This is a genomic window from Labrenzia sp. THAF35, assembly GCF_009363595.1.
GTDB classification, from domain to species: Bacteria; Pseudomonadota; Alphaproteobacteria; order Rhizobiales; family Stappiaceae; genus Roseibium; species Roseibium algicola.
Genome location: NZ_CP045380.1, coordinates 5,768,550 through 5,792,521, shown reverse-complemented (window position 1 = coordinate 5,792,521; position 23,972 = coordinate 5,768,550). Strand labels below are relative to the sequence as shown.

The following is a 23,972-nucleotide window of genomic DNA, read 5'->3' as shown; positions in this document are numbered from 1 at the left end:
CTAGTGGCCGAGATAGACGTCAATGACCTTGGGATCGGCCTGCACCTTTGCCATGGAGCCCTCGGACAGGATCTTGCCCTGGTGCAGGACGGTGACGCGGTGGGCGATGTCCTCGACAAATTTCATGTCGTGTTCGACAACCATCACCGAACGTCCCTTGGTGATTTCGTTGAGAAGCTTCGCGGTCTGCTTGCGCTCCGAGACGCTCATGCCGGCAACAGGTTCGTCGAGCATCAGGAGTTCCGGGTCCTGGATCAGCAACATGCCGATCTCCAGCCATTGTTTCTGGCCGTGGCTGAGCAGGGCTGCCTGCATGTCCAGAAGCGTGTCGAGGAACACCATTTCGGCAATCTCGCGCACGCGGGTCGTCACCTCCGCATCGCGCTTGAAGGTGAGGGCACCGAAGACACTGCGGCCACGGGGAAAGGAAAGCTCCAGGTTCTCGAAAACCGTCAGGTCCTCATAGATGGACGGGTTCTGGAACTTGCGTCCGACCCCCTCAAGCACGATCTCGTGTTCGCGCAGCTGGGTCAGTTCTTTTTGGCGGAACTTGATCGAGCCGGCAGTCGCCTTGGTGCGGCCGCAGATCAGATCGAGAACCGTTGTCTTGCCCGCGCCGTTCGGTCCGATGATGACGTGGATCTCATTTTCGTCGACGTAAAGGTTCAGGTCGTTCACCGCCTTGAAGCCATCAAAGGAAACAGACAGGTTTTCGATGGACAGCAGGAAGTCGGTGTTGTTGCTGATGGTGTTCATGTGTCTCTCCTACTCGGCTGGCTTTGCGGTTGCGTCGCCGTCAAGGTCGGGGGGAGGGCTGACTGGTTCTAACCTGTTGCCGCTATTGCCCCGTGAAATCAGCCGGTCGACATGCGGTGCCAGGTAGGTGCGATAGAGGCCGGACAATCCGTTCGGGAACACCAGGACAACGGCGATGAAGAGCCCGCCCAGGCCAAAGAGCCACAATTCGGGGAAGGTTTCGGAAAAGGTGGTCTTGGCCCAGTTCACCAGCAGCGTTCCGTAGACCGCGCCGAAGATGGAAAGCCTGCCGCCGACCGCACAGAAGATGACCATCTCGATGGAAGGAACGATGCCCACGAACGAGGGGGACATGAAGCCGACCTGCAAGGTGAACATGGCGCCGCCGATGGCTGACAGGACCGCGGCAAAACAGAAGACGAAGATCTTGATGTTGGAGACGTCGTAACCGGAAAACCGGACCCTGTCCTCCTTGTCCCTGACGGCGACCAAGAGACGGCCGAGCTTGCTTTTGAGAACGAACTGGCTCAGCAGCAGGACGGCGATCAGAAGACCTCCGTTGACGTAGTAGAGAACGTATTTGGCTTCGTCGGTGCGGATGTCCCATCCCTTTAGGGTCCTGAGATCCGTGATGCCGTTGACGCCGCCGGTGTAGCCCTGCTGTCCGATGATCAGGATCGTCAGGATGGCCGCGATTGCCTGGGTAATGATGGCGAAATAGACACCGCCAACCCTTCGCTTGAACATCGCCGCACCGATAACGAAGGCGAACAGCGCGGGAAGGACGATGATGGCCAGCAGCGTGAAGGTCAGGCTGTTGAAGGGTTCCCAGAACCAGGGCAGGGACGTGATCTGGTTCCAGTCCATGAAGTCGGGAATTCCCGGGGTGGACTGGATCGCGGTCGCTTCCGGCGTGGAGGCCTCCAGCTTCAGGTACATGGCCATGCAATAACCGCCCAGGCCGAAGAAGACGCCTTGCCCAAGGCTCAGGATACCGCCCTTGCCCCAGCACAGCACCAGCCCGATAGCGACGAAGGCATAGGTCAGGTATTTGCCGAACAGGTTGAGACGGAAGATGTCCATCGACAGGGGCATCAAGACGAAGATCAGCGCGGCCACGACCAGCAGTCCGATCAGTTCCTGTCGAGACAGCAGGGATTTCACATGTGTCATCGGAACCTCCTCAGCGACGGATTTTCAGGGAGAAGAGACCTTCGGGGCGCAGCATCAGGATCCCGACGACGGTCAGCAGGGTGAGGACTTTCGCCATGGAGCCGGAAAGGAAGAACTCCATGGTGGACTGGGCCTGACTGATGGCGAAGGAAGACGCGATCGTTCCGAGCAGGCTTGCTGCGCCGCCGAAAACGACAATCAGGAAGGTATCGACGATATAAAGCTGCCCGGCGGTGGGGCCGGTTGAGCCGATCATGGTGAAGGCGCTGCCCGCAATGCCTGCAATACCGCAGCCAAGGGCAAAGGTGTGCCGGTCGACCTTTTCGGTGTTGATGCCGACGGCCCCGGCCATGACGCGGTTCTGGACCACAGCGCGGGTCTGCATGCCCATGCGGGAGCGGAACAGGATGAAATAGACGCCGATGGCGATGACCAGGGTCAGTACCATGACGAAGATGCCGTTGATCGGGATTTCGATGATGTCCGTCAGCGGCACGGACCCGAGCAGCCAGTTCGGCAGGCTGACGCCGACTTCACGCGCGCCGAAGATCGACCGGTAGGCCTGCTGAAGGATGAGGCTCAGGCCCCAGGTCGCCAGCAGGGTATCCAGCGGACGCTTGTAGAGATGCCTTATGAGCGACCATTCGACGAGTGCCCCGAGTGCACCCGCAGCGACGAAGGCCAATGCCATGGCGAAGAAGAAGTAGATGCCGAACAGGGACGGGACATAGGTCTCGACGAAATTGGAGCAAAGGTAGGTGACATAGGCGCCCAGGATCATGAACTCGCCATGAGCCATGTTGATGACGCCCATCTGGCCGAAAATGATTGCAAGACCCAGGGCCATGAGGACGAAAACGGAAAACAGGATCAGTCCGGCAAAACCCTGCATGGCGAATATGGACCCGAGTTCCGTCCATGAATAATCGGCGAACATTGCGCGCGTCTCCATGCTGCGGGGTCAAGGCGGAACGCCTGTTCCCCTGCTGCGAATAAGGGTTTGAAACGAAGGGGACGGGCGCTGCGCAGGCTGCTTCCACGCAGCGCCCCGGTTATGCCCGCTTTCTGGAAGGGCGTTTCCATCCCTGGGGGAACTGTCGGAGGCTTATTGGTAGCCTTCCGGGAACGGATCCGGCTCCATCAGGTCGGCCGTCTCGTAAACCAGCTCGTACTGGCCGTCCGGCTTGGCAAGGCCGATCCGGGTCTTGGACCACAGGTGGTGGTTTTCATGGACGCGGACATAGCCTTCCGGCGCGGTGGTGAGCTCGATGCCCGGGGAGGCAAGACGCACCTTGTCGATGTCGAAGCTGCCGGCCTTTTCAACCGCGGCCTTCCAGAGCCAGGGGCCGAGGTAGGCGGCCTGGGTTACGTCGCCGATAACGATGTCGTCGCCCCACATTTCCTTGAAGGACTTGACGAATTCGGCGTTGTTCTCATTGTCGAGAGACTGGAAGTACTTCATCGCGGCATAAGCGCCTTCGATGTTCTCGCCGCCGATGCCGCGGATTTCATCCTCGGTCACGGAGATGGTCAGAAGAACAGGCTTTTCCTTGGTCATGTCGATGCCGGCAGCCTTCAGCTGCTTGTAGAAGGCAACGTTGGAACCACCCACGACGATGGCGTAGATCACGTCCGGCTTCTTCAGCTTGATCTTGTTGATCACCGAGTTGAACTGGGTGTGGCCGAGCGGATAGTACTCTTCGCCGACGACCTCCAGGCCAAGCTTCTCGATGTGCTTGCGGGCGATCTTGTTGGACGTCCGCGGCCAGATATAGTCTGAACCAAGCAGATAGAAGCTCTTGGCGCCTTTTTCCTTGGCGACCCAGTCGATGCCGGCGATGATCTGCTGGGTGGCTTCCTGGCCGGTGTAGATCACGTTGGGGGACTGCTCCAGGCCTTCATAGAAGGTCGGATAATAGAGCATGCCGTTATACTGCTCGAAGACCGGCAGAACGGCCTTGCGCGACGCGGATGTCCAGCATCCGAAAACAGCCGCGACCTTGTCGTTCACCAGCAACTTTTTTGCCTTTTCGGCAAAGGTCGGCCAGTCGGATGCGCCATCTTCCTGGATGTATTCGATCTTGCGTCCAAGCACGCCGCCCATAGCGTTGATCTGGTCGATGGCGAGCTTTTCCGCCTGCACCGACCCGGTCTCGGAAATCGCCATGGTTCCGGTGACGGAGTGCAGGATGCCGACCTTCACGGTGTCTTCGGTGACCGCAAGGCCAGTCGTGTTGGCGTCGTCGGCGATGGCAGGTGCAAATGTGCTGGCGGTGGCCAGCATTGCCGCGGCTGCCGTGCCTGACAGCACGGACCGGCGAGACAGCCGGTGGTCAATCAAGTCTTTCAGACGTTTCATTCTCTGGACCCCTCTGAGGTTGAGGTTGAAGCAGAGCGCCGTGAAGCTCCTCCGCATGCATCCAAGGCTCGTCTGGAATTGTGCACTGCCGCAATGCGTCAGTTGCTGTGGGTTATTTGACTTATTTCTCCGCACCGCCGCATGTGAAAGACTTCCATGTTTGGAATAAATTCATAGTCCAAAAATCTGAAATTCGATAATAAGGGAAGTTGTCATTCGTATTTTTTGAATTCGAATAACTTGTATTGATGGGAATATTGAAATTTTTTAATATTTTTTGATTGAGGCATAGAAATTGCTAGGAAGTTCGTCGATCGGCGGTTGTTGATCAATTCGAGGGGGAGGTCGCAAATCTTGAACAAAAATGTGCATGAAAAATAGATGCGATGCACAATGAGTGGGCTGGCGCGCCGGTTCCGGCGGGCGGGATGGTGATGGGCAATGGGTAGTCATCAGCGGGTTGTACGCCTGCGGAGAACATACAATCAGTGGGTCGCAAATCAGACCCTGGAGGACTTTGCGCTCCGTTTCACCGCCAAAAGCGCCCGCCGCTGGTCTCCGGTCTGGGTTGCCAACACCGCGCTGGGCGCAATTTCCTTCCTGGCCCTTGAGGCGATCGGGGCTGCCGTCACCTACAACTACGGTTTCACGAATGCCGTCTCGTCGATTGGCGTCGTCTGCCTGCTCATCTTCATTACCGGCCTTCCGATTGCCTACCATGCCGTGAAATACGGCGTGGATATCGACCTGCTCACCCGCGGAGCCGGGTTCGGTTATATCGGCTCGACAGTGACCTCGCTGATCTACGCAAGTTTCACCTTCATCTTCTTCGCCCTCGAGGCGGCCATCATGGCAACGGCGCTGGAGCTGTTCCTCGGTGTGCCGCTCAACATCGGTTATCTTCTGTGCACGCTTGTGGTCATTCCGCTGGTGATCTACGGCATCACCCTGATCAGCCGGCTGCAGATCTACACCCAGCCGCTCTGGATCGTGTTGCAGATCCTGCCGTTTGCTTTCCTGGCCTGGCAGGGCGTGGCTCCGCTGGACGATTGGCAGAACTTCTCCGGCCGGCTGGGCGACGAGGGCGGCCAGTTCAGCCTCCTGCTTTTCGGTGCTTCAAGCGCCGTTCTGTTCTCGCTGATCGCACAGATCGGCGAACAGGTCGATTTCCTGCGCTTTTTGCCGCGTCAACGGCGCGGGCACAGGCTGAAATGGTGGTTCGCCCTTCTGGCGGCAGGTCCTGGCTGGATCCTTATCGGCGCGGTGAAACTGCTGCTGGGGTCGTTCCTGGTGGTTCTGGCCCTGCAGAGCGGCCTCAGCCCGGAAAAGGCAATCGAGCCGACGCACATGTATCTGGTCGCCTTCACCAGGGCCACGACGCCGGAGGTGGCAGTCGCCCTGACAGGGCTTTTCGTGATTGTCTGCCAGGTCAAGATCAACGTGACCAACTCCTACGCCGGCTCCATTGCCTGGTCTAACTTCTTCTCCCGTCTCACCCACAGCCACCCGGGCCGGGTGGTGTGGCTGGTCTTCAATGTGTCAATTGCACTCGCGCTCATGGAGCTTGGTGTCTACAAAGCGCTGGAACGCACGCTCGGTCTTTATTCTGTGGTTGCCGTTGCCTGGATCGGCGCGATCTTTGCCGATCTTGTCATCAACAAGCCGCTTGGGCTCAGCCCGAAACATATCGAGTTCAAGCGTGCCCATCTGTACGACATCAATCCGGTTGGCCTTGGCTCTATGGGCGCGGCAAGCCTGATCGCCCTCATTGCCTATTCCGGGGTGTTCGGCCAGGCCGCTCATGCGCTGGCAAGCTACATTGCTCTGTTTACCGCCATTCTCCTTGCCCCGCTGATCGCCTACGCGACCGGCGGCAAATATTATATCGCCCGTGAACCGGTACGGGCTGTAACCCCCGACGGCGAACGTCCCCCTGACATTCAATGCTGTATTTGCGAACATACGTTCGAGCATGAGGACATGGCGCATTGCCCGGTCTATTCGGGGCCGATCTGCTCGCTGTGCTGCTCTCTCGACGCGCGCTGCGAGGATGACTGCAAACAGGAAGCACGCATCGGCGACCAGGTCACTGTTCTGCTTCATTCGATCCTTCCGGACCGGATCGCCGGCTGGATGAGCTCCCGGATCGGGCTTTATTTCAGTGTCATGATCCTGATCACCGCTTCGCTCGGGGCGATCCTGTCGCTTGTCTATGTCGAGGCGGAAACCATTTCGCCGGGGGCGGGCAGCGAAGGGGTCGGCAGGGCGCTGACCCAGGTCTTCTTCATTCTGCTGGTCACCTCGGGTGTCATGGCCTGGCTGTTCGTTCTTGTCCACGAAAGCCGGAAGTTCGCCAATGAGGAAACAAGGCGCCAGACCAGCCTTTTGATGAAGGAAATCCGCGCGCACAAACGCACCGACGCCAAGCTGCAGAAAGCCAAGGAAGCCGCGGAGGCCGCCAACGAAGCCAAGAGCCGTTATGTGGTCGGCATCAGCCACGAACTGCGCTCGCCGCTAAATGCGATCTCCGGCTACGCTCAGCTGATGCGCAAGGACCCGGCAATCCCCGCCCACAGACGCGACGCCGTGAAGGTGATCCAGCATTCGGCCGATCACCTGGCCGGGCTGATCGAGGGCCTGCTGGACATCTCCAAGATCGAGGCCGGGCATCTCACCATCTACCGGGAACGGTTCAACCTGCATGAATTCCTGGCACAGACCGTCGACATGTTCCGCCTCCAGACCGACGCCAAGGAATTGCGCTTTCTGTTCGAGCCTGCCGAAAACCTTCCGGTGTTCGTGTTCGGTGACGAGAAGCGCTTGCGGCAGGTGCTGATCAACCTGTTGTCGAACGCCATCAAATGGACAGACACAGGCAGCGTCAAACTGAAGGTGTCCTATCACAGCCAGGTTGCCGAATTTGCAGTGGTCGATACCGGCATCGGCATCGCTCCGGAAAATCTCGAGCGGATCTTCAATCCGTTCGAACGCATAGAGGAAGACGGCAAGGAGGCCGTTCCCGGGACGGGGCTCGGTCTGACGATCACCAAACTCCTGAGCGAAGTGATGGGCGGTGACATCCAGGTTTCAAGCACGGTTGGTGCCGGCAGCACGTTCAAGGTCCGCATGCTGTTGAGCGCCGCGGAAGCGCCGATCCAGGCGGGGCGGGCGGAAAAACGCATTCGCGGGTATCACGGTCCGATCCAGACGATCATGGTGGTGGATGACGATCCCGCCCAAAGAGCGCTGGTCAGGGATTTCCTGTCGCCGCTCGGTTTCAAGATTCTTGCAGCTGCAAGCGGCCGCTCGTGCCTGGCGATGGTACAGGACGAACGTCCCGATGCCTTTCTGCTCGACATAAGCATGCCGGGCATGAGTGGCTGGGACCTTGCCCGCAAGCTGCGGGAAAGCGGATTTGGCGATGCGGTCATCATCATGATTTCGGCCAATGCGGATGACAGCGGCCGGGACCCGGTGCACCGGATCTATCATGACGATTACGTGGTGAAGCCCGTGAGGCTGCAGGAATTGCAGGACAAGCTTCAGCTGGCATTGAAACTCGTCTGGCGCACGGACGACCCTGCGGCAGCGCCGCCGGCAGAGGGCCTGCGATCGTCGGGCAGGGCGATATTCGAGAAGGCCTGCCTGCCGTCGGAAGAGAGCCTCGGGATTTTGAAACAGCTGAGCGACATCGGCTATGTGCGCGGAATCAAGGCAAAACTCGACGACATCGAGGCGCATGAGCCGCATGCGGCGGACTTCGTCCATCACATGCGGCGTCTCATCAAGGAATTCGATCTCACCCAATACGACAAGCTTCTGGAAAGGCTCGGACATGATCATGAGTGCTCCTAGTCAGGCCGAGACGGTGCTGCTGGTCGACGACACGCCTTCTTCCCTGGGCATGCTTTCGGACGCCCTGGAGGAAGCCGGTTTCACAGTTCTGGTGGCCCAAAGCGGTCGAAAGGCGATAGAAATCGCAGCCCGCGTGATCCCCAATGCGATCCTCATGGACGCGATCATGCCGGAGCTCGACGGTTTCGAAACCAGCAAGCGCCTGAAGGCGCTGGAAGACCTTCGGGATGTGCCGGTTCTCTTCATGACCGGACTGAGCGAGACGGAACATATTGTCAGGGGCCTGGAATCAGGTGGCGTCGACTATGTCACCAAGCCGGTCAACCCGGACGAACTGATCGCCCGTCTGCGCGTGCATATTTCCAACGCCCGAAATTCGCGCAGCGCCCATGTCGCACTTGATGCATCCGGTCGTTACTTGATGTCGGTCGACCTGTCGGGCGCCGTATGCTGGGCAACGCCGCAGGCTTCCGCGCTGCTTGGTACGGGCACGGCCGAGGACGCAGCGGCAGCCGGGCAGTTGCCGGAAGCTGCCGTCGACTGGCTGCGCCATTACCTGCTGCCACAGGGAAAGGCTGCCCAGAAGGAAGAGGACATTGTTGCCCGCATCAAGGGACGGGAGTTGCGGTTCACTTATGCCGGCAACATCAGTGCGGGCGAGCATCTGCTGCGCGTGTCGGATGTCTCGGACAGCGTGCCTTCCGAAATCCTGAAGGACGCCTTCGACCTGACGGAACGCGAAGCCGAAGTCCTGATCTGGATTGCCAACGGCAAGTCCAACAAGGAAATCGCCTCCATTCTGGACATGAGCCCACGCACGGTGAACAAGCATCTGGACCGGATCTTCGGCAAGCTGGGCGTTGAAAACCGGACCTCGGCCGCGGTTGTTTCACTGAGACGTATCCTGGAAGGCTGAACTCAGCTCGCAAGAAAGTCTTGCTGGAGGATGCATCGCGTCGCTTTTCACCTGGTGTCTGGTGGTGGTTGGAAGAAACGGGCCAACTAGGTGAGCGCACCTCGTTTGTTCAGCAATTGGGGGACGAGCTTCTTCCAGTTTCGATCGGACGGGAAAATGGACGGGTCACAGTCTCCCTGTCTCAGGCCATGCCGCGCCATATTGGCGACGTCGGGGACTTGCAGGCGCTTGCCGAAGCACTGGGGCTCGACAAGACTGAACCGGCCCTTGGGCCGCAGGAAGCGGTTGTGGTCTCCACGGGTGCGGCGCATATGCTCGTCAGGCTCGTTTCGCGCGACGAAGTTGACCGTGCGGAGCCTGACGCCTCCATGCTTCTTCCGTTGTTAGGGCGTGCCGGTGCGCAAGGATGTTATGTTTTCACGACATCTGGTGAACAGAGAGGGGAAGCCTATGCTCGCTTCTTCAATCCAACGGTAGGCATTCGGGAAGACCCGGCAACAGGAAGTGCTGCAGGCCCACTGGGGTGGCTATTGGCCAACCGCAGCGGTGCTGGAGGACAAGAAACGTTCATGGTCGTACAAGGAGTTTCTATGGGTAGGGAAAGCCATATTCGGCTTCTCGTGCGCCCCGACGCTGTTGAGCTGACCGGTTCCGCTGTGCTCACTGCAACGGGCCAATTGCATCTCTAGCTTTTGGAGCGGGCTCAGACCCGACCTCTGCTGATCGGTGCTCAGTCCAGGATTTCCGTCGCGAGCCGGGTGCCGAGAAGCTCATTTTCAACCAGGATGTAGATTTCCTTGGGGGGCGTATTGAGAGAATGGACCATCAGGCCTGGATCGATACCCATCTCGATCAGGTATTCCATCGTTTCCCCCTGGCCGTACTGAATCTCTTCCACCGCCAGGAAAACAGGCATGTAGCCGGGGGTGTCATAGTAGTGCTGATGCATGCCTACGGCAGCATCCTTGGAGGCTGAACGATTGACACCGGCTGCAAAAATGTAAGGACACGACGAAAGGCACACCAGACCAGGCAGCATGGTGGTATCCAGCTCAGCTGCGCGCAGGCTACGACCAATTTCAAATGCCTCACTCACATTGCCACCGGGGCTATGGAGTGAAACCACTTTGGGGGCTTCTTCCAGGCTAGCCAGGAAGCTCGTAAAGCGTTCGGCGTCTCCAGACGAGATCCGGCCCTTCAGGAAAATCGCTTCCCCCAATTCACCTCTGTCGATCACTTCAAACTGAAGCCTGGGAGGCATGTCACCCGGAATTTTGACAGTCGACGGGGCGGGTGTCCGCATGAAGTCGGGAAAGCTTCGAGATGGATCGTAGTGTCTCACCTGATCGCCGGGTGTCGTGGGTCCGGACGGCAGTGCATCGTTGCCGCCAGCCCCCGGGGGCCATTGAGCCTGCAGATGCGAGAGCACCAACAAGGCTGCCAGGACCGCCTGAGCGACCAAAACCCACTTCAGGCTGCGCTGGATGGTTATTCGCGACGTATCAAGGCGCTCGGAAAACACGTCGTGCTACTCCGCAGCATTCAGGTTTGCGGGTTCGGAAGTTTCCGCATTTGCGACACGGCGCAAGACTTCCTTGTCTGCCGCCCCCATCGAAGCCTCGACATCCTTCATTGCATTGATTGCTGCCTTGAGGTCTGCGAGCGTCAGGGTTTCCTCGATGCTTAGCCCATCCCGGCCGCTACGGATCGATGCCTGGGTGATTGCGACCACAAAGACCAGAACGGCGGGCAGGAGGTCGATCGCGATCGCACCAGCCCATGAGGGGACAAAGTTGCCTGCGTACCTGATCACAGCGTCGGCGCTTGAGATCGGATTATAGGCCGTCTCCTGTGGTGGCTCCAACGCCAGCACTTCATCGGCTGCGCGCCGCAGGGTCTGGCTGCGTTGGTCGAGGGCGTTCAATACGGATGCGATGGTGCTTGATTGAGCGTCCCGAACGCTGCTGTTTCGGCCATCAAGTTCGGGAAGTACAACAGATGCAGGCAAGTCCTCGGCTGCTCGAGCAACGAGCGGTGCAACGGAGTACTGGTTCAGGTTTGCAATAACGCCGGCAAGACGCACACTTTCCTCCGAAAACGCGACCGACCTTTGTTCAACCGGGCCGGGGGCAACCGTCAGAGCTCGCATGCGCCCAAGGATTTCGTTGCCCCGGGCAAAGGCAGAGTCAATCAGTGGCTTTTGTTCTGAAATCTGCTCCTCAAGGTTCTGGAGCTCTTCTGTTTTTTGCGTCAGAACTCGAAAGACTGCGCCTTCACCCGCTGTGCCTGAGAGCTCGCCGGAGCGTTCCTGTTGGGCGAGTGCTTCGAATGCTTCCTTGGCACGTTGAACCTCGCGACCGAGAGCCTGGCCCGAAAGGGCGATCTCATGTGCCTGCTCCAAAGCCGCCTGGTAATCACGGACTGTCGTATCCAGGTGTTGTTCGACAGCCGCCGATCCCGCAAGCGCGGCAGCGTTGAGCCAGCTCGACATGGCAATGATTGCAGCCGACCCCACAAGCATTGAAACAGAAAGCCCGATAAAACCCGCCGCACTGCGCATCGCGGGCATGAGCCGAAGCATGTAGCTCCAGAATACGAAAATTCCGACTGATACGGCGACGGAATAGGCCACCGCCGCGAAGAAACTCATCGCGCCAGTATCCTCCAGCAGAGAGGACACACCCAGGTAGGTGTAGATACCGGAAGCGATTGCCAGAACGCCGAGCGCCGCAGGTGTGAAGGTTTCCAGCCAAGCAAGATGAGCTTCAAGCTCCTTGGCAGTGCGAAGGCCTTTTGCTTCCGCAGCAGTCAATTTCGTCTGGCTCTCATTCATCGCATTTCCTCACAAGCTCGCAAGCAGCTTAGCTAGGGCTTTAACCCATAAAACCAAGCATTGCGGCGTTATTCCGGCAATGGAACGCAAGGAAGAACCTTGAAGGCCCATGCGCCGTCGAGTTACAGAAAACAGTCTTCAGATTGGTTTTTGATGAGCGCTTGGAATACACCCGAAACGAGGACTGTAGAACGCCAGAAATTGCCTTACCATTCAGGGTGTTAGCGTCTTTTACGGGAAGAAATGTGAAATGGTGCTGCCGGAGAGATTTGAACTCTCGACCTCTCCCTTACCAAGGGAGTGCTCTACCCCTGAGCTACGGCAGCATCTGGCTTGTCTTTGGGACAGGCGCGGCGTCGAACTTTTTTGCTTGAAAAGCTTGAGTTGCAAGACGCAAGTGCTGGTGCCGATCAGCGGCGCCGACCGGAATGAGGGGGCTTTTGCCATAAGACCTTCGGGGACGCAAGCAGTGTTTTGGGATTTTTTTCCGCAGTCATTTGCTCCCTCCCGTCAAAGCCGGGACGATTGAAGGGTTGGCGCGGCAAAGCTGGTGCTTTTGGCCCTGTTTCGCCTGTGGATATTAAGCAATCCTGCCGGTCGAGGCGCAGAGCAGATTGGCCTTTTCGGGAGAGGGGAGACAGGCCCTCGCCGAAAGGCGGGTGAAAGCAGCATCCGGGGAAATCAGAAGTTTGGGAACAGGGAAGACTGAAGGCGGGGTTCTGCACCGCGTGCAGGCTTCTTGGCGCGATGCTGCTTATCTCTGGTGGGGGGCGGCATGGCCGCGGACACGTTTTGGGTAGCGATTGGAAGACCGAATGCTGCTGAAGCTGGCAGGGTTAGCGGTAAACAATGCGGAACACACAAGACGCCTAGGCAAGCTGCGGGCAGCTTGCTAGACAAATGAATCACAGGATCATCACACAGGCGCGCCATGGGCGAAAAAGACCAGCAGCACAAGTCCGCTGAAAGCGGCGGCGGAAAACCCGGCAAGCAGACAGGCGAAAAGGCCTCGGACAAAGCCGGGGCGAAATCCCGCGAAGACCGGCTGGCCGAAGCCTTGAGAGCCAATCTGCGCCGCCGCAAGTCTGCTGCCAAGACGCGGGACGCCGACTGAGGGCCACCAGCCGGATGTTCGGCAGGACTGTATCGCCCCAAAATTGCCCGGTCGCAGCCGGTTGCGCGCCTTGCATGGGCCATAACTTGCGTGTAGACCGCACGCTTGATGTGAGTTTCTTGACGTATGCAAAGGGATGGCCGTGCGGTGAGCACGGTCCTGTTCGGGGAAAAACATGGACAGTATCAAGGTCGTTGGCGGTGCGGAACTGAATGGTGTCATTCCGATTTCCGGCGCGAAGAATGCGGCACTGCCGCTGATGATCGCATCGCTCCTGACGGATGAGACCCTGACGCTGTCGAATGTGCCGCGCCTTCGCGACGTTGCCCAGCTTATGCAGATCCTGTCCAATCACGGGGTTGATTACTCGGTGAACGGCAAGCGTAGCGGCCAGGATGACCTTGCCGGACAGACGCTGAACCTGACCGCCCGTGAAATCGTCGACACGACCGCGCCTTATGAGCTGGTTTCCAAGATGCGTGCCAGCTTCTGGGTAATCGGCCCGCTGGTTGCCCGCAGCCATGAGGCGCGGGTCTCGCTGCCTGGCGGCTGTGCAATCGGCACACGGCCGGTAGACTTCTTCATCGACGGTCTGGCAGCGCTCGGCGCCGAGATCGAGATTGACGGCGGCTATGTCATCGTCAAGGCGCCGGGTGGGCTGAAAGGTGCTCGCGTCGAGTTTCCGAAGGTTTCCGTCGGTGCAACCCACACCATCATGATGGCGGCGACGCTGGCCAGTGGCGATACGGAAATCGTCAATGCCGCGCGTGAGCCGGAAGTCGTCGATCTTGCCAAATGTCTGAAGGCCATGGGCGCGAAGATCGAGGGTGAAGGCACATCGACCATCCGCATCCAGGGTGTGCCGCGCCTTCATGGTGCACATCACGCGGTTGTTCCGGACCGGATCGAAACGGGCACCTATGCCATGGCTGTTGCCATGACCGGCGGTGACGTTCTGTTGCAAGGCGCCCGTTCGGACCTTCTGGAAACGGCGCTCGAGACACTTCGCCAGACCGGTGCGGACATTACGCAGACCGCCGACGGCATCAAGGTTTACCGCAACGGCAATGGCATCCAGCCGGTGGATATCACCACCGAACCGTTCCCGGGCTTTCCGACCGACCTGCAGGCCCAGTTCATGGCCCTGATGACGAAGGCTGGCGGCACCAGCCGGATTACCGAAACCATTTTTGAAAACCGGTTCATGCACGTGCAGGAACTGGCCCGCCTCGGTGCCCAGATCCATGTGGACGGCCGCACGGCAATGATCGAAGGCGTCTCGACCCTGCGCGGTGCTCCGGTCATGGCAACGGATCTACGGGCGTCCGTCTCGCTGGTTATTGCCGGTCTGGCAGCAGAAGGCGAAACGACGGTCAGCCGTGTCTATCACCTCGACCGCGGGTTTGAGCGTCTGGAAGACAAGCTGACCCGCTGCGGCGCGAAGATCGAGCGCATCTCGGCCTGACAAAGCCGTTGGATTACCGTGTGAAAACATGGGCGGCGTGGACTGCGCCGCACCCCATGTAATGCATTTTTCGCGAAATCTACTCCGCCGTTTGCCGCTTGATCACCCGGCCTCGTGACGTGAAAGAGGGGCCGGGACCGCCGCTGCCACTGGTCATGATGGCTTCTGCGATGGGGCTGAGGGCACCACTATCCGACGACCACACGAGCAGGAAATTCGCCCCGACGCCGCCAGTGGTGTCGTTGATCGGGATCAGCACTGTTTTCGACTGTAGGGGTGCAAGGTCCACCGGCGCATCGAGCAGAGAGCGCAGCAAGGTGCCATCCTCGTTGTGATAATCGACCTGCTGCAACGTTATGGTGGCTTCAGGGTCGACATTGTGGATGGCAAGTGTTGCCGCCAGAAGGTCGGACCTGTTCGGATGGGAAAAGACCCGCGAATAGGCCGGGACATATATGGTCTCACCCAGAACCTTCTCGGTAAAATCCTGTGACTGGACATCCATCGGCGTCTGGAAAAGAAGCAGACTGCCTGCCAGCAGGCCGAGGCAGGTGGATCGTTTCAGCATTACGTGCCCGTGCGTTCGTGTGATGGTAGGGTGTCGCCCTGATGTGCTGGCGTCACTTTCCAGAATGCGTGCCCTGATTGCAAGACGGAAGGCAGATGGCGGGTGATTACAAATCGACGCCGGGATAACCTGCGGGACGATGTTGGAGCGACTGCATGAATGCACAGACAATCCGGTTTTTGGTCCAGCTGGCCTTTGCCTTCGCGGCACTGTTCGCTGTTGTCCTTGTTCCGGCGCCCTACGGGCCGTCTCTGGGCTTCTTCCTGCTTGTGTTCGGGCTCTGGCTGGGCCGGCGGATCTTCCGGCGGATTGCATCGCTGGACGAGGTCAAGGCGGATCTGCGCCAGCGGGTGGATGAAGGCCCTTGAGGGCTCCACGGTGCCGCAAGGCATGTTTCAGGGCATTGGAGATTGCCAAAACCGTTATTCCCCATTAGGCAACAGCCTTGGGACCGGGCAGAAAGTCGCTTATATGCGTCCTGCCAGACAACGCATGACCGGATCAGAACAAGAGCAAATGGACCAGCTGAAACTTGCCGCCCTTGACCAGGAAGACCTTCAGGTTCTTTCCGCCCATCTGCAGGACGCGGTGATCACCATCGCGGATATCCGCTATCTGCCGAAGGAGCAGAAGGCCGTGTTCGTGTTGAACCGGTTCGTGTGGGACAAGGAAGCCGACAAGCGATCGAAGGAACATGAGCGCCGCCGCACGGCGCTGGCCTTTGCGCAAGTCAGGGCCATGAAGGCGCAGAACATCAACCAGAAGGCCAAGGGTGCCGTCCTGGAATTGCTCGCCGTGACCTTCGAGCCGGGCGAAGAGCCGGCCGGCATGATCCAGCTCGCTTTCGCAGGTGGTGGCAGCCTTGCGCTCGAGGTGGACTGCATCGAGGCACAACTGTCGGACCTGGGCGCCGCATGGTCCACGCCGAACCTGCCGCAACACGACCTCAGCTGACCGCCCGCACGGAATGACAGACGGTGCACGGCACCGCACATGATGGAGAATTGCGTGGTTCTACGCCTTAACATCAACGACGCCCGCTTCGAAGACCAGTTCAAGGCTCTCCTTTCCGGCAAACGGGAAGTGTCGGAGGATGTCGACCAGATCGTCCGGGACATTCTCGAGCGTGTTCGCACCGAAGGCGACAAGGCAGTCCTCGACTATACGGCAAGGTTCGACCGGCTGCAGGCCGAGAGCATGGCCGAACTGACGGTGTCCGCCGCAGAAATTGATGCCGCGCTTGCAAAGGTGCCGCAGGAGACGTTGGACGCCCTGCAGCTTGCCCACGACCGCATTCACGCCCACCATGCCCGCCAGATGCCGAAGGACGACCGCTACACAGATCCCATCGGCGTGGAACTCGGTTCGCTCTGGACCGCTGTCGAGGCTGTTGGCATTTATGTGCCCGGTGGTACCGCAAGCTACCCGAGTTCGGTTCTGATGAATGCCGTGCCGGCCAAGGTCGCGGGCGTGGAACGCATCGTCATGGTGGTTCCGAGCCCGGACGGGGTGCTGAACCCGCTGGTGCTGGCTGCCGCCAGAATTGCCGGTGTCACGGAAATCTACCGTATTGGCGGTGCACAGGCCGTTGCTGCTCTTGCCTATGGAACGCAGACCATTGCCCCGGTCGCCAAGATCGTCGGTCCGGGCAATGCCTTTGTGGCGGCTGCCAAGCGCCGTGTCTTCGGCACTGTCGGCATAGACATGATCGCGGGCCCGTCCGAAGTGCTGATCCTGGCCGACAGCGGCAACAATGCCGACTGGCTTGCTGCCGATCTGCTGGCACAGGCCGAACACGATACCGCTGCGCAATCGATCCTGATCACCGACAGCGAAGATCTTGCGAACCAGGTGGAAGCGGCGGTCGAAGCGCAGTTGAAAACGTTGCCGCGAGAAGATGTTGCCCGTGCCAGCTGGCAGGATTACGGAGCAATCATCCTGGTGGACGATCTGGAGGCGGCAATGCCGCTAGCCAACCGAATTGCTCCCGAACACCTGGAACTTGCCGTTGCCGATCCGGAAGCGCTGCTGAAGAAGGTGCGCAACGCAGGCGCCGTGTTCCTGGGCCATTATACGCCTGAAGCCATTGGCGACTATGTCGGCGGGTCCAATCATGTGTTGCCGACCGCGCGGTCGGCTCGCTTTTCGTCGGGTCTGAGCGTGCTGGAATTCGTCAAACGCACCTCGATCCTGAAATGCAATGCGGATAATCTGCGTCAGCTCGGGCCGGCGGCAATCGCTCTTGGTGAATCAGAGGGGTTGTCGGCGCACGCGCGCTCTGTTTCCATCAGACTGAATTTATAGCTCCCGATTTGAAGAAGAGGCTTCGACCAGATGAGCGAACCGCACCCGGATCCCGAACCGCAACAAACCGGCGGAAAGCTGGTTGATGTGGTTTTGGACGAAGCCTCTATCGCCCGGTCCACACCGGAAGTGGAGCACGACCGTGCTGTTGCGATCTACGACCTGATTGAGGAAAACGCGTTTCAGCCCGTCGGGCATCCGCCTGCGAGCTATGTTCTCAACCTGTCGGTAATCGAAAAGAAGCTGGTTTTCCGGATCAGGACCGATGACGACAGGGAAGTCGTCACTCATGTTTTGTCACTGTCTCCGCTGCGCAAGATCGTCAAGGACTACGACCTGATCTGCGAAAGCTATTACGAGGCCATCCGCCACGCGACACCGAGCCAGATCGAGGCGATCGACATGGGGCGGCGCGGGGTCCACAACGAAGGTTCTGCCATTTTGATGGAGCGGCTGGAAGGGAAGATAGAAGTCGACATGCAGACGGCACGACGGCTGTTTACCCTCGTTTACGCCTTGCACTGGAAGGGCTGACGGATATGGCCGGGCCGGGCATGCGTCCGACTGCGGTGCTTTTTGCCTGCGGAATGAATTCCGTACGCTCGCCCATGGCCGAGGCTCTGACGGCCAAACTCTTTCCCGGCCAGATTTATGTGCGTTCCGCCGGTGTCCGTTCCGGCAAGGTTGACCCGTTCGTGGACGCGGTCATGGCCGAAATAGGCGTCGACATGAGCCGGCACACGCCGAAGACATTCGAGGATCTGGACGAATCCGGGTTCGATCTTGTGGTCACTCTCGCTCCCGAGGCACACCACAAGGCGCTCGACATGACGAGAACGGAATCGGTCGAAGTCGAATACTGGCCGACACTCGATCCGACCCTTGCCACCGGCAGCCGGGAGCAGATCCTGGGCGAATACCGGGCAGTGCGCGATCAGCTCATGATGCGCATCAAGAAGCGCCTGGACTGGGCGCCGCCGCCAAGCGGCTGAACCTGAAGGAACAAGATGAAATTCGAGATCACGTCCCCGGTCCTGACGGGCCGGCTGGTACTGCGTCCTATGGAACCAGGCGATGCGGAGGCTCTTCATGCCTACCAGTCTCTGCCGGAGGTTGCTCGGTTCCAGTTCTGGGAACCACGGAGCCTGGAGGAAATCCGGTCGAAACTGGCCAAATGGGCGGACATGAAGTGCCTGGATGGTGAAGGGACACTGGCCTTCGCGGTAGAGGAAAGGAAGGACGGTGGGGTCATCGGTGACGTTTCGCTGAGGGTGACGAACGTGGAGGCGCGCCAGGGCACGATCGGGTTCACATTGAACCCTAAATGTCAGGGTAGGGGCTTTGCCACGGAAGCCGGCCGCGCACTGCTGCACATGGGGTTCGAGGATCTCGGACTGCACCGCATCTTCGCCAGCTGCGATGCCCGCAACAACGCGTCCTGGGGAGTGATGGAACGCCTGGGCATGCGCAGGGAGGCCCATTTTCGCGAGCATGCCCTGTTCAAGGGTAGTTGGGACGAAGAGTTCTATTACGCAATTCTTGAAGATGAGTGGCGTGAACAGCAGGAAAATGCCGGGTTTTCCGGCGTAAATCCGGCAGGAAATGGTGATCGCAGGGGGTGATGCATAGGATCTGGCAGTTTCTTTGCATAGCGGTGGAAAGAAAGGTTCACATTCTGCCGCTAATCCGTTAGTTTCCCCGGCACCCGCGGGCAGGGCCCGCTTTATTCAGGATATCAAATGGCCAAAGAAGAAGCTCTGGAGTTTCCGGGCGTCGTAACAGAACTGTTGCCGAACGCGACGTTCCGCGTAAAACTGGAAAATGATCACGAAATTATTGCCCACACGGCAGGGCGTATGCGCAAGAACCGTATCCGCGTACTGGCGGGCGACAAGGTTCTTGTCGAAATGACCCCGTATGATCTTACCAAGGGGCGGATCACCTACCGCTTCAAGTAAGCGGATCCTTCAAGGTGACCCCGGCTGCAAGGCTCGCTCTTAGATGACCAATGCCCCTCAGTTGATCCTGGCCTCCGCTTCGCCGCGCCGCCTCGCGCTGCTGCAGCAGATCGGACTGGAGCCGGATCACCTCCTGCCGGCCGATATTGACGAAACGCCGAAGAAGCATGAAACACCGCGCAGTCTTGCGCTGCGCCTGGCGCGTGCAAAGGCTGAAGCCGTTCGTCAGATGGCCGATGCGTCCGAAGCGATGCAGGACAGTGTGGTGCTGGCTGCCGATACCGTGGTTGCGGTCGGCCGCCGGGCCTTGCCCAAGGCGGAGCTGACCGATCAGGCGCTCATGTGCCTGTCTCTCCTGTCGGGCCGTGGCCACCGGGTGTTCACCGGGGTGGCCGTTGCAGAAGCAAACGGCAAGGTCCGTTCCAAGCTTGTCGAGACCCGCGTGCGGTTCAAACGCCTGACGCGCAAGGACATGGACGACTATATTTCCTCCGGCGAGTGGCGTGGCAAGGCAGGCGGATATGCCATTCAGGGGCTCGCGGGAAGTTTTGTCGTCAAACTGGTCGGGTCCTACCCGGCGGTGGTCGGACTGCCCCTGGTGGAAACCGCGAACCTGCTGAGTTCAGCCGGATACCCTGTGCATCAGGGCTGGGCGACAGCGGCAGCCTGAAGCTGTCGAGATCGTGTTCGGCAAGCCGATGATCCATCACCGGCTGCCTTGTCAGCAGTTGGCGCGAAGCAGAAATCCGGAGAGTGAAATGGCCGAAAGCCAGAAACCCGAACGGCGCATGCGCCCCTGTCCAATCTGCTCGAAATTGTCGACGCCGGACGATTATCCGTTCTGCTCGGATCGCTGCGCCAAGATCGATCTGAACCGCTGGTTCTCCGAGGGGTACACCATACCCGTGGTGGAAACCGACGATATCGACGAGAGCAATTTCCCGGACGAAGACCGCTCCTGACAGGTCCTGGTGCGCCATGTGATCCGCCGGTTCGTTTGCCGGCGAAGCAGGTGCGAAGGCCTTGCCGGTATTCCAGGCAGAACTCGGTGCCTCAGTGCTCCTCTCCTGAAAATCTTCTCAAAAGTCCCTGAAAACCGCCCGCCACCGGAGTTTTCGGGAAGCCTTGCTATTTGCCTGTTCAGCCGGCTGCCACGGAACTTGGCTCGGCAGAGTTGGCGGGATTGAGCTATTTTTAGGCAGCGCTGCAAAAATATTTATCCAGCAAAATTTTTTTCAGTTTCATGCCGCCAAACACTTGCAGCTGTCATAAAACTGCACCAAGATCTTTTTATACCGGCGATCCTGACGCCCTGAATTCCGGTTTTGTCCGGTAGGGTTGATGCCTTTTGTTGAGGGGCGTACGGGGTTTTTAAGAACACCGGGAAGCCGGCGTCAGGCGTCTCGTTCCTGATACGGCATAACCAACCTATCCAAGGGCGAGGGTCCGATGAAAAAACGTTTTCTGAGCGCCGCAGTGCTGTCCGTGACCACGGCACTGTCGACGGCAGCCTATGCCGATTATTCGCTGACGATCTTGCATACCAACGACTTCCACAGCCGCATCGAGCCGATCAACAAGTACGATTCGACCTGCGGTGAAGAGGACAATGCGGAAGGCAAATGCTTCGGTGGCACGGCGCGCCTCGACACGATCATCAAGGATCGCCGCGCGGCCAGCAACAACACGATCCTCGTCGACGGTGGTGACCAGTTCCAGGGCACGCTGTTCTATACCTATTACAAGGGCAAGGCTGCCGCCGAGTTCATGAACAAGCTCGGCTACGACGGAATGACCGTCGGCAACCATGAATTTGATGATGGACCTGAAGTCCTGCGCGGCTTCATGGATGCGGTGGAGTTTCCGGTCCTGATGTCCAACGCGGATGTGTCGAAGGAGCCTCAGCTTGCCGACGTGCTGAAGCCTTCGATCGTCATCGAACGCGGCGGTGAGAAGATCGGCCTGATCGGCCTGACGCCGGAAGACACCGATGAACTGGCTAGCCCCGGCGCGAATATTTCCTTCACCGATCCGGTTGCAGCCGTAACCCGCGAAGCGGAGAAACTTGCTGCCGAAGGCGTCAACAAGATCATCGTCCTCAGCCACTCCGGCTATAACGTCGACAAGGAAGTTGCTGCCAAGGCACCTGGCATCGACGTGATTGTCGGCGGCCACTCCAACACTTACCTGTCCAACACGTCGGACGATGCCGAAGGCCCGTATCCGACCATGATCGACGGTCCGGATGGAACGCCGACGGCCGTCGTTCAGGCCTACGCCTACGGCAAGTTCCTGGGCGAGCTGAACGTGACCTTTGACGACAATGGCGTCATCACGGAAGCTGCCGGTGAGCCGATCATCATCGACAACACCATCGTCGAAAATCCGGAACTTGTTTCCCGCATCAAGGAACTCGCCGAACCGCTCGACGAAATCCGCAAGGAAGTCGTTGCCCAGGCCGATGCTCCCATCGGCGCCGACCGGGAAGTCTGCCGGGCCCAGGCTTGCGAAATGGGGATCCTGGTCGCAGATGCCATGCTTGATCGCGTAAAGGGCCAGGGTGTCCAGATCGCCATCCAGAACGGCGGTGGTCTGCGTGCCTCCATCGACGCCGGTGAGATCACCAAGGGCGAAGTCCTGACGGTGCTGCCGTTCCAGAACACGCTGTCCACTTTCGAACTGAAGGGGTCCGATGTGATCGCGGCTCTTGAAAACGGTGTCAGCCAGGTGGAAGAGGGCGCGGGCCGTTTCCCGCAAGTCGCCGGTCTTAAGTATTCCTTCGACAAGACCAAACCTGCCGGGGAGCGGATTTCCGATGTCATGGTGATGGAAGGCGACAGCTACGTCCCGCTGGATCCGGAAAAGGTCTACGGCGTGGTGTCCAACAACTACATGCGCGGTGGCGGCGACGGCTACAAGATCTTCGCGACCAACGGCATGAACGCCTATGACTTCGGCCCGGACCTGGCCGATGTGGTATCCGATTATCTTGCAGGCAAGAATGGTTACTCCGCTTACACGGACGACCGGATCACCGTGAAATAAGATCTACAGGATCGTTGATGACTGTCAGAAGCGCGCCATTCGTGGCGCGCTTCTTTCGTTTGCACGTCAGTATTTGGGGGAGATCGGGTGCGTACCGCAGGATAGAGGTGATGACTTGACTGTGGGCCAGAGAGCCTCCGACCACGTGCCTTGTTGCGACAGAAGCCGAGATATATGTGAGACAGTACGAAACGATTTTGGTCAGGCTCGGGAAAGGTATTGTTTTTCAGAAGGTTAGTGGGGCTGAAAGTTTTCAACAGGTGAGGTGAGGCCGTTCGGCAAAAAACTTTGCCGGGGTGCTGGACAAGGTTTCAGGGAGCCTCTATAAGGACCGGGCTTTCAGCGAACGGGGCTCGCCCCGGACCACTTGCAAGGCACGCCCAGATAGCTCAGTTGGTAGAGCAGCGGATTGAAAATCCGCGTGTCGCTGGTTCGATTCCGGCTCTGGGCACCACTCTCCCTCTACAGTTTGTCAAATTTTTCAAGACGTTGCATCGCTTCGGCTTGCGACGTGCAATCACGCAAGTATCGTTTCGCCCGTGATTGCCCGCAGGACTTCGCGTGCCACGATCCGGGCGACAGGCGTCAGAACCTGGCCTTTTCGGGTCAGGAAGGAATAGGTCTCAACCGACAAGGTGAGATCGCTTTCAAGGGCCGTGATCGTGCCCGGACTTCCATCTGCATTTTCAGCAAAGCTTGAGGCAACCGATTGGGCAACAGCGGCAATCGCGTTGGTACGCTGCACAGTCGTAACCGTGAACAGAAACGAAGACGTTGTCAGCACCTTGGTGGGCAGTCCAAGCCCCTTGTCGCGCAATGCCTGTTCCGTCGTGGTGCGGATCGGGGCGCCAACAGGAGGAAGCACCCAGTCAAAACCCAATAGGGCTTCTGCAGGCACAGGTGTTGCGAGGCGGGTCAGCGGATGATCCGTCCGGGCGACCAGACAGGCAGGTTCGCGCAGGAGAGGGCGTTCCTCGAACAGGTCCGGATCTTCATCCACCGGCACGCGGCTGAGGGAAAAGTCGAGCCGCCCGTCCTCCAGCATCGGTGCCAGATCGAGACTGGGACCGACTTCCACCGAAATGGAAATATCCGGGTAGCTGAGGCGCACGTGACGTATTGCGGGCAGGACATATTCGATTGCAGGGCCCGTCACCGACCCGATGCTGACGTGCCCGCTCTGGCCGGACTTGTGCTGTTCGATATCGCGCCCCGCATCGGCAAACTCCTGCAGGATGCGCACACAGCGTTCGGCCAGTTTGTGGCCGATGTCGGTCAACTCGATTCCGCGGCCCGATCGCACGTAAATGTCGGCTTCCGCCACGCGCTCAACCTCTGAGATCAGACGCGAAGCGGCCGGTTGCGACATGCCGAGAGCGCTTGCTGCGTCGGTGAGGCGAGTGTGTTTTGCAAGCTCCGCGAGCAATCGCAAGTGGGAGATTTTCATTCCCCGCCGCAGCAAGTCCAAGCTCATGGCCGATTTCCGTTATTTCATATCAATTAAGGTATGTAATGATAATGAATAATAATTTGACCGTCATGTTACTTTTCCATTTTGTACTCCCCGGCATCAACCCGTGAATGCCTGTGACTGAATTGGGCCGGCTGGGATCCGGTCCGGGAGGA

Annotated in this window: 23 protein-coding genes and 2 tRNA genes; 16 read left to right on the top strand and 9 right to left on the bottom strand. The window is 58.9% G+C overall.

What is annotated here, in order from left to right; translation table 11 throughout:
* The 4 genes from urtD to urtA all read right to left on the bottom strand — a co-directional run bounded on the left by urtD (position 1) and on the right by urtA (position 4,213).
* On the bottom strand, positions 1-756 hold the full coding sequence (gene urtD / locus FIU93_RS26610) for an urea ABC transporter ATP-binding protein UrtD (protein ID WP_022999885.1): 756 nt from the start codon (positions 754-756) through the stop codon (positions 1-3).
* 9 nt (positions 757-765) lie between these two features.
* A complete protein-coding gene (gene urtC / locus FIU93_RS26605; protein ID WP_062489740.1) occupies positions 766-1,929 on the bottom strand; it encodes an urea ABC transporter permease subunit UrtC in 1,164 nt (387 codons plus the stop codon).
* 10 nt (positions 1,930-1,939) lie between these two features.
* The gene (urtB, locus tag FIU93_RS26600) at positions 1,940-2,866 is read right to left on the bottom strand and encodes an urea ABC transporter permease subunit UrtB (RefSeq protein ID WP_031268940.1); all 927 of its coding nucleotides are present in this window, start codon (positions 2,864-2,866) and stop codon (positions 1,940-1,942) included.
* A gap of 168 nt (positions 2,867-3,034) precedes the next feature.
* Complete coding sequence (gene urtA / locus FIU93_RS26595; RefSeq protein ID WP_208984573.1) at positions 3,035-4,213, bottom strand: urea ABC transporter substrate-binding protein; 1,179 nt, start codon at positions 4,211-4,213, stop codon at positions 3,035-3,037.
* A 516-nt stretch (positions 4,214-4,729) separates the two neighbouring features.
* Here urtA and FIU93_RS26590 point away from each other — a divergent pair.
* Genes FIU93_RS26590 through FIU93_RS26580 form a run of 3 tightly spaced genes read left to right on the top strand, consistent with a single transcriptional unit; the run spans position 4,730 to position 9,748 of the window.
* Complete coding sequence (locus FIU93_RS26590; protein ID WP_152507239.1) at positions 4,730-8,143, top strand: ATP-binding protein; 3,414 nt, start codon at positions 4,730-4,732, stop codon at positions 8,141-8,143.
* Positions 8,130-9,059, top strand: a complete 930-nt coding sequence (locus FIU93_RS26585; protein ID WP_035908266.1) for a DNA-binding response regulator — start codon at positions 8,130-8,132, stop codon at positions 9,057-9,059. Before FIU93_RS26590 ends, FIU93_RS26585 begins: the two co-directional genes overlap by 14 nt.
* Before the next feature lie 20 nt (positions 9,060-9,079).
* On the top strand, positions 9,080-9,748 hold the full coding sequence (locus FIU93_RS26580) for a PhzF family phenazine biosynthesis isomerase (RefSeq protein WP_173017415.1): 669 nt from the start codon (positions 9,080-9,082) through the stop codon (positions 9,746-9,748).
* 41 nt (positions 9,749-9,789) lie between these two features.
* On the opposite strand, the gene FIU93_RS26575 is transcribed toward FIU93_RS26580, so the two are convergent.
* The 3 genes from FIU93_RS26575 to FIU93_RS26565 all read right to left on the bottom strand — a co-directional run bounded on the left by FIU93_RS26575 (position 9,790) and on the right by FIU93_RS26565 (position 12,218).
* Complete coding sequence (locus tag FIU93_RS26575) at positions 9,790-10,581, bottom strand: hypothetical protein (protein WP_209010242.1); 792 nt, start codon at positions 10,579-10,581, stop codon at positions 9,790-9,792.
* Positions 10,582-10,587: 6 nt separating this feature from the next.
* On the bottom strand, positions 10,588-11,892 hold the full coding sequence (locus FIU93_RS26570; RefSeq protein WP_055658446.1) for a hypothetical protein: 1,305 nt from the start codon (positions 11,890-11,892) through the stop codon (positions 10,588-10,590).
* A gap of 251 nt (positions 11,893-12,143) precedes the next feature.
* Positions 12,144-12,218 (bottom strand) — tRNA-Thr (locus FIU93_RS26565).
* Positions 12,219-12,823: 605 nt separating this feature from the next.
* On the opposite strand from FIU93_RS26565, the gene FIU93_RS26560 reads away from it, so the two are divergent.
* Both FIU93_RS26560 and murA read left to right on the top strand, forming a co-directional pair.
* Complete coding sequence (locus FIU93_RS26560; protein ID WP_152507237.1) at positions 12,824-13,006, top strand: hypothetical protein; 183 nt, start codon at positions 12,824-12,826, stop codon at positions 13,004-13,006.
* A gap of 175 nt (positions 13,007-13,181) precedes the next feature.
* Positions 13,182-14,471 (top strand): UDP-N-acetylglucosamine 1-carboxyvinyltransferase, encoded by a 1,290-nt coding sequence (gene murA, locus FIU93_RS26555; protein WP_152507236.1) that lies wholly within the window; start codon positions 13,182-13,184, stop codon positions 14,469-14,471.
* Positions 14,472-14,550: 79 nt separating this feature from the next.
* On the opposite strand, the gene FIU93_RS26550 is transcribed toward murA, so the two are convergent.
* Positions 14,551-15,039: a DUF3124 domain-containing protein gene (locus tag FIU93_RS26550; RefSeq protein WP_152507235.1), complete on the bottom strand. Its 489-nt coding sequence runs from the start codon at positions 15,037-15,039 to the stop codon at positions 14,551-14,553.
* Positions 15,040-15,194: 155 nt separating this feature from the next.
* On the opposite strand from FIU93_RS26550, the gene FIU93_RS26545 reads away from it, so the two are divergent.
* From FIU93_RS26545 to FIU93_RS26495, 11 genes are all read left to right on the top strand, one after another.
* A complete protein-coding gene (locus FIU93_RS26545; protein ID WP_022999898.1) occupies positions 15,195-15,407 on the top strand; it encodes a hypothetical protein in 213 nt (70 codons plus the stop codon).
* Between the two features lie 148 nt (positions 15,408-15,555).
* On the top strand, positions 15,556-15,993 hold the full coding sequence (locus FIU93_RS26540) for a DUF2948 family protein (RefSeq protein WP_152507234.1): 438 nt from the start codon (positions 15,556-15,558) through the stop codon (positions 15,991-15,993).
* Positions 15,994-16,035: 42 nt separating this feature from the next.
* Positions 16,036-17,343: a histidinol dehydrogenase gene (gene hisD / locus FIU93_RS26535; RefSeq protein ID WP_077293138.1), complete on the top strand. Its 1,308-nt coding sequence runs from the start codon at positions 16,036-16,038 to the stop codon at positions 17,341-17,343.
* A 30-nt stretch (positions 17,344-17,373) separates the two neighbouring features.
* Positions 17,374-17,877 (top strand): UPF0262 family protein, encoded by a 504-nt coding sequence (locus FIU93_RS26530; RefSeq protein WP_152507233.1) that lies wholly within the window; start codon positions 17,374-17,376, stop codon positions 17,875-17,877.
* A 5-nt stretch (positions 17,878-17,882) separates the two neighbouring features.
* Positions 17,883-18,335, top strand: a complete 453-nt coding sequence (locus FIU93_RS26525; RefSeq protein ID WP_022999902.1) for an arsenate reductase ArsC — start codon at positions 17,883-17,885, stop codon at positions 18,333-18,335.
* A 15-nt stretch (positions 18,336-18,350) separates the two neighbouring features.
* A complete protein-coding gene (locus FIU93_RS26520; protein ID WP_152507232.1) occupies positions 18,351-18,965 on the top strand; it encodes a GNAT family protein in 615 nt (204 codons plus the stop codon).
* A gap of 117 nt (positions 18,966-19,082) precedes the next feature.
* Entirely contained in the window at positions 19,083-19,301 is a 219-nt protein-coding gene (infA, locus tag FIU93_RS26515; RefSeq protein WP_006939340.1) for a translation initiation factor IF-1, read from the top strand.
* 43 nt (positions 19,302-19,344) lie between these two features.
* Positions 19,345-19,971, top strand: a complete 627-nt coding sequence (locus tag FIU93_RS26510; RefSeq protein ID WP_006939342.1) for a Maf-like protein — start codon at positions 19,345-19,347, stop codon at positions 19,969-19,971.
* An 88-nt stretch (positions 19,972-20,059) separates the two neighbouring features.
* Positions 20,060-20,263: a DNA gyrase inhibitor YacG gene (gene yacG, locus FIU93_RS26505; RefSeq protein WP_031268946.1), complete on the top strand. Its 204-nt coding sequence runs from the start codon at positions 20,060-20,062 to the stop codon at positions 20,261-20,263.
* A gap of 487 nt (positions 20,264-20,750) precedes the next feature.
* On the top strand, positions 20,751-22,346 hold the full coding sequence (locus FIU93_RS26500) for a bifunctional metallophosphatase/5'-nucleotidase (RefSeq protein WP_022999905.1): 1,596 nt from the start codon (positions 20,751-20,753) through the stop codon (positions 22,344-22,346).
* A 378-nt stretch (positions 22,347-22,724) separates the two neighbouring features.
* Positions 22,725-22,800: transfer RNA gene (locus FIU93_RS26495), tRNA-Phe, on the top strand.
* 63 nt (positions 22,801-22,863) lie between these two features.
* Here the strand turns inward: FIU93_RS26495 and FIU93_RS26490 are convergent.
* A complete protein-coding gene (locus FIU93_RS26490; protein WP_152507231.1) occupies positions 22,864-23,820 on the bottom strand; it encodes a LysR substrate-binding domain-containing protein in 957 nt (318 codons plus the stop codon).
* Positions 23,821-23,972: the final 152 nt, after the last annotated feature.